Genomic DNA, 12,105 nt, shown 5'->3' on the forward strand with positions numbered 1-12,105 from the left:
CTCGAGCGGGGCGTGGCCCCCCGGCCCGTGTCGCCCGCCGGGCATATTGTTACCGTGGTGGGGCGGGCCGCCCCCCCCCCCCCCCCAACGACTCACCACTCGCGGGCTTGAACGGGTTCGGGGCCGGGGTCGTTCGCGGGCGGGGTGCCGTGGACCGTCCGCAGCATCGCCGTGACCATGGCGTTGGCGACGGCGATGAGCGGCACGGCGAACAGCGCGCCGGGGATGCCCGCGATCCCCGTGCCCGCGGCGACGCCGATCACGACGGCCAGGGGATGCACCTTCACCGCTCCCCCGACCAGCAGCGGCTGCATGACGTGGGCCTCGAGGAGGTGCACGAGCAACACCCCGGCGAGCATGATGATCGCCTGCACCGGCCCGGCGAAGACGAGCGCGATGACGACCGCGATGATGCCGGAGACGATCGCGCCGATGACGGGGATGAACGAGGCGAGCAGCACGACGACGCCGATCGGGATGGCCAACGGCAGCCCCAGGAAGAACGCGACCAGCCCGATCCCGACGCCGTTGACCACGGCGACGAGGATCTGCACGCGCACGAAGCTCGTCAGCGTGGTCCAGCCCGCGTCGCCCGCGGCGGAGATCGCCGGACGGCCGGTGCGGGGGAACAGCCGGGTGATCCAGCGCCAGATCCCGCCGCCGTCGATCAGCATGAAGATCGTGGCGAACACGGCGATCAGGCCGCCGGCGAGCAGATGCCCGGTGGTCGAGCCGACGCGCACCGCTCCCCCGATGATCTGCGAGCTGTCCTTCGAGATGAGATCGCCCGCGCTCGAGAGGTACCCGGCGAGCTGGGTGTCGCTCACGCTCCACGGCGGCGCGCGCAGCACGTCGCGCGCGCGGTCGTAGGCGGCGACCGACTCGCGCTCCAGCTGCGGGAGACCCGCCCGCACCTGCCAGACGACGAGCGTGACGAGCGCGGCGACCACGGCGGCGAAGGCCACCAGGGTGACCACGATCGCCAGCCACTTCGGCCAGCGGCGGCGGACCAGGGAGGCGACGGCCGGCTGCAGCAGCGCCGAGACCAGCAGGGCGACCAGCAGCGGGATCACGATCTCCTGGAACAGGATGACCAGGTAGATCACGACGGCGGCCAGCCCGATGATCACGAGCAGACGCCACGACCATTCCGACGCCGACCGCACCCCGCTCGGGACGGTCGGGCTCGAGGCCGTGCCGCCTCCCGGCCGCGGACGATTCCAGCGCAGCTCCATCCGTGGTCTCCTCTCCGCGTTCAGGAGTCCCTGCCCACCGCGGGCTCGCCCACGAACTGGTGCGCCTCGGCCGCGAGCTCCGGCCAGTCCTCGGTGGCGGCGACCCGCACCCAGGCGCCCTTCGCCTCCGCGCGTGCAGCGGGGACTCGTGAGGCGACCTCCCGGCCCACGAGGTCGCCGGCGCGATCGTGCGGCAGGTCGACGGCGAGCTCGTCCCCGTCGAGGTAGGCGAAGAGCTGTCCGCGCACGTGCAGGCCGGTGGCGGTCACCGAGACATCGAGGTCGGGGTCCTGCAGCAGCTGCGTCGAAAGCAGGTCGAACGAGGTGGTGGGGCTGTCGGTCATGCGATTCCTCTCGTCGGATTCACCCCCATCCAACCCGTCGGAGCGCTCGTTGCACAGCATCAGATGTCGAGAACCCCCGCTGCGTCCGTCACGGATGCCGCGGGGGTTCTCTCCGGGTGGTGCTTACTCGCCGTAGAAGACGCCGTGGCGGCGCTTGGCGAGGAGGTACAGCACGAGGCTGATCGCGCAGAGCACCGCGACGTAGATCGGGAACACGCTGCCGAGCCCGACGCTCTGCAGCCAGACGAAGAGGTACGAGGCGGTGCCTCCGAAGAGGGCGACGCCGACTCCGTAACCGATGCCGACGGCGGTGCCACGGCAGTACTGCGGGATGAGGGAGTTGGCGACCGTGTTGTAGATCGTGAGGTTGAGCAGGAGCACGAGCGAGCCGCCGAGCATGACCGCTGCGAGGGATCCGACGCCGTTTCCGGTGTAGATCATGACGAGGAAGATGGTCGGGATGGCCAGCGCACGGCCGAGCACGAACCAACGCGAGAGCGCCCACTTGTCCAGGAAGCGGCTGAGGACGAGCGCACCGATGGTCAGGACGATGCTCAGGCTGGTGCTGATGGCGAAGACGCTGGTCGGGTCCCCCCCGTACGAACCGGTCGCGAGCGACGGCAGTCCGGAGAGCCAGGTGTAGTTGTAGGCCTGGATCGCCCCGACGACGAAGATGACCGCGACGATGCTGAGCCAGTAGTGCTTGACGCCGCGCCAGACGCGGATCGACTCCGTACGGGTCGCGATGGTGCCGGGTTCGGCCGGGCCGTCCTCCGAGCCCAGGGTCTCGGGCAGCGAGCGCCGCAGCCAGAGGACGATGAAGCCGAGCAGGCCGCCGACGATGAACGGGATGCGCCAGCCGTAGGCCGTCATGCCCGCCGGGCCGAGCAGTGCGCTGGCGGTGAAGGCCGTGAGGGGGGCGAGGAGGTTGCCCAGGTTGTTGAAGAACGCCATGAACCCGGCGACGTAGCCGGGCCGATCGGGCACCAGCTCCACGCCGTACGCGTTGGAGAGGGGGGCCTCGATGCCCGTGGAGAAGCCCTGCACGAGGCGCAGGATCAGCACGATGACGCCGGCCCAGATGCCGAGCACCTCGTGCGTGGGCAGGAAGCCGATGATCAAGCTGGCCAGCGCGGTCGCCCCGACCGCCCAGAGCATGACCACCTTGCGACCGATCCGGTCGGCCACCAGGCCGAAGACGACGCCGCCGACTGGCCGGGCGACGAATCCGACCGCGAACACGGCGAGCGAGTTGAGGGTGGAGGCGGCAGGGCTGGAGCCGGGGAAGAACGCGTTGCCGATGTAGACGGACAGCAGCCCGAACATCGCCCAGTCGAACCACTCGAGCGCGTGTCCGGCGCTCAGGGCGAACAGGTTGCGCGTGGTGTGCGGCCGGGACGCGGCAGGGGTGGCGGAGGTCGCGGGTGCCGCGGTGTCCTGGTTTTCCAACATTCTGTGAGCTCCTTCGCTCAGGTGCAGATCGGGGGATGGAGGGGTGGCTTCAGGGGGAGGTGGCCTCGCCTGTCAAAACTATAGTATAGCGACAACATCACCAAGAGAAAGGGACCGACGATGGTTCAGACGATCACGGCGACGGACGAGGAACTGATCGCGGAGGCCTCCGCCGCACTGCTGCGGACGCACGATGCCACCACCACGCGCGTGGCTGCGGCGGCGCTGGGGGCGTCGGGAGCGGTGCATCTCGGCCTCAGCCTCCGCTCCCCCCCGCGTGAGCGTGTGTGCGGAGAGCACAGCTGTCGCCAACGCGAAGCTCGCAGGCGAGGAGGGCATCGTCACGATCGTGGCCGTCGGCCTCGGTGAGGACGGCGTCCCGCGCGTGATCAACCCGTGCGGTGTGTGCCGCGAGCTGGTCCCCTCGATCGCTCCGGAGGTGCGCGTGCTCGTCGACGGCGGCGACGGCACCGTGGTGGCCGTCGCCTCCCCCGAGCTCCTGCCGATGCCGTGGGTGCGGGCGCGCTCTTACGACTGAGCCCGCCCGCCCGGCCGGCAGGGGCTCACCGCCAGGGAAGCGGCTTGCGCAGCACATCGCCGATCAGCTCCAGGACGCCGTCGAAGTCCATGTCGAAGATCACCCGGTGGAGTGGACGAGTCTCCCCCTTCACCGGGTGCACGCCGGCCAGGTAGCGGTCGCCTGTCTGCGGATCCTCGAACGTCTGCAGAGGGCGCTGGACGGACCCGGCCACCAGCTCCGGGCGCAGCAGGCTCGCCACCGCGAGGGAGTCGTTGATGCCCATGATGCGCTTGCCGTCGGACTGCGGGTACGAGCGGGTGTAGAAGCCGGCGTAGTCGGCGCTGATCCGTGTGATCAGTTCGGCCGGGGCGTTGCCGGTGGAGGCGGCGATCTCGAGGAAGAAGTCCTCCGGCACCATCGCCTGGCGGGTCACATAGGGGCCGCACCAGGTGATGTCGCCCTCGCGCTTCGCGACCTCCTGTGCCGCATCGATGTCGAAGGACACGTTGGGGTCGCGCGAGACGCGGAAGCGCCGATCGGCCCACGGCTCGGTGTCGTGGTACAGCGCCGGTCCGAGCGTTCCGACGATGGTCGTGCTCCGCAGACGCTGCATGAGGGCGGGGTCGGTCTGCAGGGCGATCGCGAGGTTCGTCTGCGGCCCGAGCGCCACGTAGTCGATCTCGCCCTCGTGCGCGTCGACCAGGTCGAGAAGGATCGGGATGCCGCTCGGCTCGGCCGGTACGGCGGTGCGCGGCCGGAGGCCGGTGTTGCCGAAGCCGTCCTCGCCGTGGATCCCGGCCGAGAGCCGCAGCTCCTGCTTCAGCGGAGCGTCCGCACCCCGGTACACGGGCACATCCTCGCGGCCGCAGGTGTCGAGCACATAGCGGGCGTTGTCGGCCGCGCGATCGCCGTAGGTGTTGCCGAAGACGCTCAGCACGGCCAGGATCTCCACGTCGGGATCGGCCGCCAGCAGCATCAGCGCCAGGGCGTCGTCCACGCCGGTGTCCGTGTCGACCACGACTTTTCTCATCGTTCCTGTTCCTTCTCGTTCGGTTCTGTTCGGTGGAAGCGCGCGGCGGGGATCAGGGTCTGCTCAGCCCGGCCGCGGCGAACGCCTCCTGGGCGGATGCGCCGGACAGCGAGCGGGCGAAGTCCATCGCCGCGTCGGGCGCGCCGGTGCGCGCGCCGATCGCGAAGCGCGCATACGCCTGCAGGTCGTGCGGGATCGGCTCGACGAGGTGCGGTCCGGCGACGGAGCGCAGCTCGCTGACCTGCTGCACCGCGACGTCGGCGCGTCCGTCGACGACCGCTTCGGCGGTCAGTCCCGACTCGAAGCGCACGGCGCGCTCGTCGATCCGTTCGAGCAGACCGCGGCGGCGGAGCACGTCCATGAAGTGCAGCCCGCTGGCGCCCGACAGCGTGTAGGCGACGGCGCGTGCCGCCAGCAGGTACGCCAGGAAGGCGTCCGCGCTGTCGTCCACGGGAGCCGAGGAGTGCGGCAGTCGCGCGAAGCCGACGGCGGAGACCGCGATGTCGGCGATCGCCCCCCGGTCGACGACGCCGGAGTCGGCGAGATCGTGCACCGACGACGAGACCCCGAGCACGAGGTCGGGGCGTTCACCCGCGCCGATGCGCTCGAGGAGCTTGGTGGTCGGCTCGAACGTCGCCAGCACCGGGATGCCGGTCGCCGACTCGAACGCCGGGATGACGGTGTCGACGAGCGGCTGCCGGACGACGAGTCCGCTGTAGAGGGTGATCATGGCGTCGGAGCCTTTCCGGTCCGGGCGCCCGGGTGCAGGGCGGCGGCCTGGGTGTCGGACAGCGGAGCCGTCCGGTGGGCGTGGGTGAGGAAGAAGAGCTGCGCTGTGTGCTCGAGCTCTTCGAGGGCGTCGAGCGCCGCATCGAGGTCGGCACCCGCCACGACGGGGCCGTGGTTGCGCAGGAGCAGGGCGTGGGAGTCGCGCGCGGCCCGCTCGATCGTCGCTGTCGCCTCCGGATCGCCCGGAGCAGAGTAGGGCAGCAACCGCAGGGCGCCGACGCGCATCGCGTAGTAGGCGGTCAGCGGGGGCAGCGGCCGCTCGGTGTCGAGTCCGTCCAGGCACGAGAGGGCGGCCGAGTGCACGGAATGGGTGTGAACGACGGCGTTGACGTCGGGGCGCACCCGCAGCATCGCGACGTGCAGGAAGGCCTCCTTGGTCGGCCGCGGCCCGGCGAGATGCCGGCCGTCCGCATCCAGCACCGAGAGCGCGTCCGCCTCGACCGCCCCGAGGCTGACGCCCGTGGGGGTCACCAGCACGCGCTCCCCCTCACGGACGGCGAGATTACCGGTCCGGCCGTGGGTGAGACCGCGGCGATGGATGTCGTGCGCCACCCGTTCGACGGCCCGGGCGGCGGCAGTGGGCGCGGTCACGAGCGCGCCTCGACCGCGTCGCGCAGGGCGACGTCGACGAACAGGTCGGGGTCGCCGAAGTTGCCCGATTTGAGCACCAGGTGGAGGTCGCGCGCGACATCGTGGATCCAGGGCGCACCGAGCGCGGCCTCCTCCCCCACGACCGCGACCCGCGTCCCGAGGGCCTGGATCACGGCGCCGGAGGTCTCGCCCCCGGCGATCAGCATCCGGGAGACCCCGCGGGCGGCGAGCCCGTCGGCGATCAGTCCCGCGACCTCCTCGTAGAGCTCGGCGGCACCCGCGATCGACGCCTCGCGTTCCTCCGCCGTGCTGGAGGAGTAAAGAAGTCCTGAGGCTTCGCCGGGCTGCGCGTCCCACCAGGCGAGGGCCCGCCCGGCCAGGCCGGTCGCGGTGTCGCCGGGCGCCGCGACGACCTTGTACGCCGGGGCGCCCTCGTCGCGGAAGCGGGCGATCTGCTCCAGCGTGCGGCGTGAGCAGCTGCCCGCGATGATCGCCGTCCGCGAGGCGGGCGGACCCGTGACCGCAGCGTCGGAGGGCGGGCGGCGACGGGCGATCTCGCCGATCAGCCCCGCGGATCCGGCGACCAGCGGTGCGTCGTCGAGCGCTTCGGCGAGCGCCGCGAGGTCGTCCGCCGAGACCGCGTCGGCGACCAGATGCGCCGTGCCGTCCGTGTGCGCCGCCTCGATCCGTTCCCGGATGCGCGCAGCGCCGTGCCGGACGATCTCGAGGGGCAGGAGGCCGACCGTGCCGCCGACCTGCGGCGTCAGCAGGCGTGGCACCGACGAGTCCCGCATCGGGGTGATCGGGTGCTCGCGCATATGCGTCTCGTCGAGCAGTGCGTCTCCGACGAAGAGATGCCCCTGGTAGACGGTCCGGCCGTGCAGCGGGGCGGCGGGCGTCGTCACGACGGTCCGCGCCCCGAGCCGCACGGCCAGAGCTTCGGTGACCGGCCCGATGTTGCCCTCCGCCGTGGAGTCGAACGTCGAGCAGTACTTGAGATAGAACCGGTCAGCGCCGAGGTGCTGCAAGGCGTCGAGCGCGGCGAGGCTCCGGTCGACGGCCTCGGCGGCCGGGAGGGAGCGTGTCTTCAGCCCGATCACCACGGCATCCGCACCGGAATCGGCCTCGTGCGCGCCGATGTCCTCGGTGAGCGACAAGAGGGTGCGCAATCCGGCGCGGCTCAGCGCGGCGGCGACATCGGTCGCTCCCGTCACGTCGTCGGCGATGACGCCGATCATCGTGCGCGCCTGGCGATCTCGGCGCTCAGTCGACGGGCGGCGGCGCTCGGGCCGTCCAGCACCGGTACGCCGAACCGTTCGGCGAGGGCACCGGCCGCGGCGGCAAGCGAGTACTGCGCCAGCACGACCAGCTCGTACGGCTCCGTGACCGTGGCGATGGCCGTGCCCAGCACCTGGTCGAGACTCTCGCCCTGCGGGGGTCGGGCCGCGGTGGGGACCACCAGCGGCGCAACAGTCGCGGTCGCACCGGCGGCGGCGAGGACGGCGGAGAGACGCTCGGTGCTGTCGGCGGCCGCGGACTCGAGGGAGGCGACGAGGAGCACCCGGGCGGGCCTGCGCTCGGCCACCTCGGCGAACAGCGGGCCGTCCGCGGACAGGACGGCGGCCGGGTCGGCCGCACGGTCTCGCACCTCGGCGCGGGTGCCGAACTGCGAGCAGGTCAGCAGCACCCCGTCGGCCCCTCCGGCGAGCGCGAGCTCGATCAGGTCGTCCATCCGCACGGCGAGCGGGTCGGTGATGCCGCCCTGCTGCTCGGCGTCGGCGAGCAGCCGGTCGTCCAGCAGGTTCCACACCGTGCTGCCGGGCAGCGCATCTGCGACCGCGGCGGCGGCCGGCGGGATGGCCAGCGGCGTCGCGCTGATCAGGGCGATCTTCACAGGAGCCGTCGGCTTCACAGGCACAGTCGAATTCGCGGGGGTCATCGGGCGATCCTCTCGGTCCAGGCGAGCCCGGCGCGCGTGTCCGCGACCGGGCCGTACTCGCAGCCGATCCAGCCGTCGTACGTACTGGCGGCGATCCGGGCGAGGACGCGGTCGTAGGCGATCTCGCCGGTGCCGGGTTCGCCGCGGCCGGGGTTGTCGGCGATCTGGATGTGCGCGATGAACGGCAGTAACCGCTCGAAACGCTCGATCAGGTTCCCGCCGTCGACTTGCGCGTGATAGACGTCGAAGAGCACGCCGACCGTCTCGGGGTCGACGGCCTCCGCCACGGCGGCGGCGGTCTCCATCGTGGCGAGGCCGTACCGGGGCTGGTCGCGCTTGTTGATCGCTTCCAGCGCGATGCGCACGCCGGTGCCCCGCGCCTGCTCGGCGGCCCAGCCGATGTTGGCGACGTAGGTCGCGAAGGCGTGCTCGGCGTCGGCCTCTGCGGGGCGCAGTCCGGACATGACGTGGATCACCGACGTGCCGAGCACGGCCGCGTACTCGAGGGCGAGACGCACTCCCTCGCGGAACTCCTGCTGCGCTCCCGGCACGTACGCGGCGCCCATCGCCGTCGGGGAGCCGGCCGGGCCAGCGGGCGTGTTGATCAGCACCTGCTCGAGACCGGCGGCGTCCAGGAGCCCCCTGACCGTCTCGGCAGGGAGACTGTACGGCGACGCGAACTCCACGCCGGTGAACCCCGCCTCCGCCGCGGCGTCGAAGCGCTGCTCGAACGGGAGCTCGGTGAAGAGCCATTTCAGGTTCGCGGCCAGGCGGACGGGACCGCCGGCGGTCTCGACGATCACGCCGGGACCCCCTGATAGTCGGGGTTGACCACGAACTGCGGAGCCTGGCCGGCGAGTACTCCGATGACGTTCGCGGCCGCCATCCGGCCGGATTCGCCGCGCGCCTCGCGGGTCGCGCCTGCCACGTGCGTCGTGGCGAGGATGCCGGGAGTGTGCAGCAGCGGGCTGTCGGCGGGCAGCGGCTCGGCGGCGAAGACGTCGAGCGCGGCGCCGCCGATGACACCGTCGCGCACGGCCTCGACGAGCGCCCGTTCGTCGACGATGCCCCCGCGCGCCGTGTTCACCAGGATCGCGTCGTCCTTCATCGCGGCCAGCCGGCCGGCGTCGATCAGGTTGCGCGTCGAGTCGTCGAGGAAGAGGTGCAGCGTGATGAAGTCGGCCTCAGCCACGACCTCGTCGAGGCTCGCGCGACGGATGCCGTTGGCGACGGCGAACTCCGCATCGAAGTAGGGGTCGTAAGCGATGACGTCCATCCCGAATCCGCGGGCGATCCCGGCGACGGCCTTGCCGATCGATCCGAGACCCAGGATGCCGAGGGTGGCGCCGCGCAGCTCACGCCCGGTCAGCTGCTGCCAGCTGCCCGCCGCGAGGTTGGCGATGTTCTCGGGCACGCGCCGCGCGACGGCGAGCATCAGCGCGAAGACATGCTCCGCCACAGCCTGCCGGTTGGCGCCGGCCGTCACGCAGACGGGCACGCCGCGGTCGGTCGCGGTGGCGACGTCGACGCTGTCGTAGCCGACGCCGGTGCGCACGACGATCTCGAGGTTCGGCGCCTGCTCCAGTACGTCGGCGCGCAGCGGCTGGGTGCCGGCGATGATGGCCCGCACCCGCGAGAGGAGGCGCGCGCGCTCCTCGGCTGGCAGCGCAGTCAGATCCGGCTCGTGCCGGGTGCGCAGGCCGGCCGCGCGCAGCGTCTCGTCGACCTCGTCGCCGGGAAGCAGGAATGCGGTGGTAATCAGGACATCGGTGGATTCGGCGTCGCTCACCAGATCCCTCCCTCGTAATCGGATGCGGTGAACGCCCCGCCGTGGAACTGCGGCGCGGCGGCGTCTGAGCTGATGGCGGCGGCGTGGTCGGCGGCGTCGTCCTGCGGCACGTAGCCGATCGCGTCCCACCCGGCTCGGCCGTCCCACCAGCCGTCTGTGTTGGCCGAGCAGCCGTAGACGACCTGGCAGCCGACGGGGCCGCTCTCGATCGCGCAGCGGGTCAGCTCGATGCCGTCGCGCCAGCTCAGCCAGAGGGCGAGCTGGCGGGCGTCCTCCGGCTCGGGGCGGAACGTCCCGATGCGCAGCAGCACCGACTCCACCCCCCACTTGTCGTGATAGAGACGCGCGAGTGCTTCGCCGAAGGCCTTCGAGACGCCGTAGTAGGTGTCCGGGCGCAGCCCGGCGGTCTCGTCGAGCACCTCGGTGGCGGGATGGAAGCCGACGACGTGATTGGAGCTCGCGTAGACGACCCTGCGCACGGCCGCCAGGCGCGCGGCTTCGTAGACGTTGTAGGTGCCGTCGATGTTCGCGGTTCGGATCTCGGTGAACGGCGCCTCGTCTGCCACGCCGCCGAGGTGCACGATGACGTCGACGCCGGATGCGGCCGCGACCAGCGCGTCGAGGTCGGCGAGATCGCCCACGACGACCTCCTCCCCCGCGTGGAGGGGCTCGGTCGGCTCGCTGCGCGCGTAGAGCACGACGCGGTCGTACCGGCCGGCCAGCCCGTCGCGGATCACGCGGCCCATGCGTCCGGTGCCGCCGGTGTAGAGCACGGAGGTCATCGTCGTCCTTTCGTCGTCATGCGGCTCATCCGATGCTGCGGTCCTGCTCGTCGCCGTCGCCGTCGGCGAAGAAGCCGATGGCGGCGCGCTGCGGGCGCACCCGTTCGACGGACCGGCCGTCGAGCCGCAGGCCGACGTCGTGGCCGGGCACCAGCACGCCCGCGGTGTCGGTCAGCAGGGAGCGCAGCCGGTCGATGGTCGCGACGCTGGCGTCGGCGTCCATCGTCGAGTCGGCCTGCGCGGTGGCGAGCTCGTGGATGTTCTTCACGGCGTCGCCGGCGAAGATCAGCCGATCGTCGGTGCGCTCGGCGAAGAACGCCAGGTGGTGGGGGGTGTGCCCCGCGCTGGCCAGCGCGTGGATGCCCGGGAGGACCTCCTGGCCCGGCGCCATCCGCTCGACTCCCTCGGTGCGTCGGAGCAGTTCGCGCACATGCAGGTCCGGGATGAAGGTCGTACCGGCGGGCTGCTGCGCGGCCCAGGCGAGCTCGGCCTCACCCACCCAGGTGGTCGCGTTCTCGAACATGGTGAAGTTCGCGACGTGGTCCCAGTGCAGGTGGGTGATCAGGACGTCGGTGATGTCGGACGCCGTGAGGCCGTGCCGCGCCAGTCCCTCGTGGATCAGCGGGATGTAGGCGGGTTGTCCCGCATCGACGAGGACGCGCCGGACGCCGTCGTCGAGCAGCCACAGGCTGCTCCAGCCGAACGCGCCGTGCGAGTGCGATTTTCCCGGGAACCCGTCGACGATCGGGTGCGCTGCATAGGTGGTCACGCCGTCGTCCTCCCTCCACGCTGATGTCACAACTATAGTATAGCGATTGAAGGGGACAGTCAAAGCCCTCTCGGGCCGGCCTCGGGTCAGCGCGCGAGCAGGCGCTCGGTCGCTCCGGCGATATGCGTGCGCATCGCGGCGTCAGCCGCATCCGCGTCACCCGCGGCGAGCGCGTCGAAGATCTCCCGGTGCTCCGGGGCCGCGCCCTGCGCTCCCGTGCGGCCGAACTTCGAGAACAGCCGGAACCGCTGGATCTGTCCCCCGAGCGCACCGTAGGCCAGCTCCAGGAACTTGTTGCCCGACTGCGCCGCGATGAGCATGTGGAAGCGGTCGTCCGACCGCCAGTACAGGTCGAAGCCCTCGGTCTCGACGTCGGCGACCTCGGCCGAGCGGTCGAAGTCGTCCAGGGTCTCGCGCAGCGCCTCGACGAACGCGTCCGTGCGGCGCGCCGCGGCCTCACGCGCGAGCCAGGGCTCGAGCTGGAGGCGGGCCTCCTTCAGCTGCTCGACCTCGTCGCGTGTCATCGCCGGGGCGACGCGGTAGCCGCGCAGCGCCTCCCGCTCGACGAGACCGGTGTGCTCCAGGCGAGCGAGCGCCTCCCGCAGCGGCGTCTGGCTCACGGCGAGTTCGCGCGACAGGGCACCGATGTTGAGGCTCTCCCCCGCGGCCCGCTCGCCCGACATGAACTGGTGCAGCAACACCTCGTACATCTGATCGGCGATCGGCTGTCTCAGTGTTATCCGCTCAACCATCCATGACCCCTGTTCGAAAATCAGTCGCCGACCGCCCTGGCGGCACCGGCGGACCGGCATCGCCCGATTCTATCGCCGCCGCATTCGGCGCGGACGCCCGCGCGCAGGTGGAC

The 12,105-nt window shown here is 71.6% G+C and carries 14 protein-coding genes; 1 reads left to right on the top strand and 13 read right to left on the bottom strand.

Going from position 1 to position 12,105, the window contains the following annotated elements:
• Positions 1-92: 92 nt before the first annotated feature.
• From ACFVU2_RS02950 to ACFVU2_RS02960, 3 genes are all read right to left on the bottom strand, one after another.
• Positions 93-1,235 (bottom strand): AI-2E family transporter, encoded by a 1,143-nt coding sequence (locus ACFVU2_RS02950; RefSeq protein ID WP_387870765.1) that lies wholly within the window; start codon positions 1,233-1,235, stop codon positions 93-95.
• 20 nt (positions 1,236-1,255) lie between these two features.
• Entirely contained in the window at positions 1,256-1,579 is a 324-nt protein-coding gene (locus ACFVU2_RS02955; protein WP_387870768.1) for a hypothetical protein, read from the bottom strand.
• A 123-nt stretch (positions 1,580-1,702) separates the two neighbouring features.
• A complete protein-coding gene (locus ACFVU2_RS02960) occupies positions 1,703-3,031 on the bottom strand; it encodes an MFS transporter (RefSeq protein WP_387870771.1) in 1,329 nt (442 codons plus the stop codon).
• Positions 3,032-3,308: 277 nt separating this feature from the next.
• On the opposite strand from ACFVU2_RS02960, the gene ACFVU2_RS02965 reads away from it, so the two are divergent.
• Positions 3,309-3,569, top strand: a complete 261-nt coding sequence (locus tag ACFVU2_RS02965) for a hypothetical protein (RefSeq protein ID WP_387870773.1) — start codon at positions 3,309-3,311, stop codon at positions 3,567-3,569.
• Between the two features lie 25 nt (positions 3,570-3,594).
• Here ACFVU2_RS02965 and ACFVU2_RS02970 read toward each other — a convergent pair whose 3' ends face one another.
• The 10 genes from ACFVU2_RS02970 to ACFVU2_RS03015 all read right to left on the bottom strand — a co-directional run bounded on the left by ACFVU2_RS02970 (position 3,595) and on the right by ACFVU2_RS03015 (position 11,992).
• Positions 3,595-4,581 (bottom strand): nucleoside hydrolase, encoded by a 987-nt coding sequence (locus tag ACFVU2_RS02970; RefSeq protein ID WP_387870776.1) that lies wholly within the window; start codon positions 4,579-4,581, stop codon positions 3,595-3,597.
• A gap of 52 nt (positions 4,582-4,633) precedes the next feature.
• Positions 4,634-5,311 carry a substrate-binding domain-containing protein gene (locus tag ACFVU2_RS02975; protein WP_387870778.1) on the bottom strand — a complete coding sequence of 226 codons (678 nt, stop codon included), beginning with the start codon at positions 5,309-5,311 and terminating at the stop codon, positions 4,634-4,636.
• The gene (locus tag ACFVU2_RS02980) at positions 5,308-5,961 is read right to left on the bottom strand and encodes a class II aldolase/adducin family protein (RefSeq protein ID WP_387870780.1); all 654 of its coding nucleotides are present in this window, start codon (positions 5,959-5,961) and stop codon (positions 5,308-5,310) included. The genes ACFVU2_RS02975 and ACFVU2_RS02980 overlap by 4 nt, the downstream gene beginning before the upstream one ends.
• Positions 5,958-7,199 carry a 3-oxo-tetronate kinase gene (otnK, locus tag ACFVU2_RS02985; protein ID WP_387870783.1) on the bottom strand — a complete coding sequence of 414 codons (1,242 nt, stop codon included), beginning with the start codon at positions 7,197-7,199 and terminating at the stop codon, positions 5,958-5,960. Before otnK ends, ACFVU2_RS02980 begins: the two co-directional genes overlap by 4 nt.
• Entirely contained in the window at positions 7,196-7,900 is a 705-nt protein-coding gene (locus tag ACFVU2_RS02990) for a hypothetical protein (RefSeq protein ID WP_387870786.1), read from the bottom strand. Before ACFVU2_RS02990 ends, otnK begins: the two co-directional genes overlap by 4 nt.
• A complete protein-coding gene (locus ACFVU2_RS02995) occupies positions 7,897-8,703 on the bottom strand; it encodes a hydroxypyruvate isomerase family protein (RefSeq protein ID WP_387870788.1) in 807 nt (268 codons plus the stop codon). The genes ACFVU2_RS02990 and ACFVU2_RS02995 overlap by 4 nt, the downstream gene beginning before the upstream one ends.
• Positions 8,700-9,689, bottom strand: coding sequence for a phosphoglycerate dehydrogenase (locus ACFVU2_RS03000; RefSeq protein WP_387870790.1), 990 nt, complete (start codon positions 9,687-9,689; stop codon positions 8,700-8,702). Before ACFVU2_RS03000 ends, ACFVU2_RS02995 begins: the two co-directional genes overlap by 4 nt.
• On the bottom strand, positions 9,686-10,471 hold the full coding sequence (locus ACFVU2_RS03005) for an NAD-dependent epimerase/dehydratase family protein (RefSeq protein ID WP_387870793.1): 786 nt from the start codon (positions 10,469-10,471) through the stop codon (positions 9,686-9,688). Before ACFVU2_RS03005 ends, ACFVU2_RS03000 begins: the two co-directional genes overlap by 4 nt.
• Before the next feature lie 25 nt (positions 10,472-10,496).
• Positions 10,497-11,240, bottom strand: a complete 744-nt coding sequence (locus ACFVU2_RS03010) for an MBL fold metallo-hydrolase (RefSeq protein ID WP_387870796.1) — start codon at positions 11,238-11,240, stop codon at positions 10,497-10,499.
• Between the two features lie 86 nt (positions 11,241-11,326).
• Positions 11,327-11,992, bottom strand: coding sequence for a GntR family transcriptional regulator (locus ACFVU2_RS03015; protein ID WP_387870799.1), 666 nt, complete (start codon positions 11,990-11,992; stop codon positions 11,327-11,329).
• Between the last annotated feature and the right edge of the window lie 113 nt (positions 11,993-12,105).

Source organism: Leifsonia sp. NPDC058194, from assembly GCF_042883605.1.
Taxonomy (GTDB): domain Bacteria; phylum Actinomycetota; class Actinomycetes; order Actinomycetales; family Microbacteriaceae; genus Leifsonia.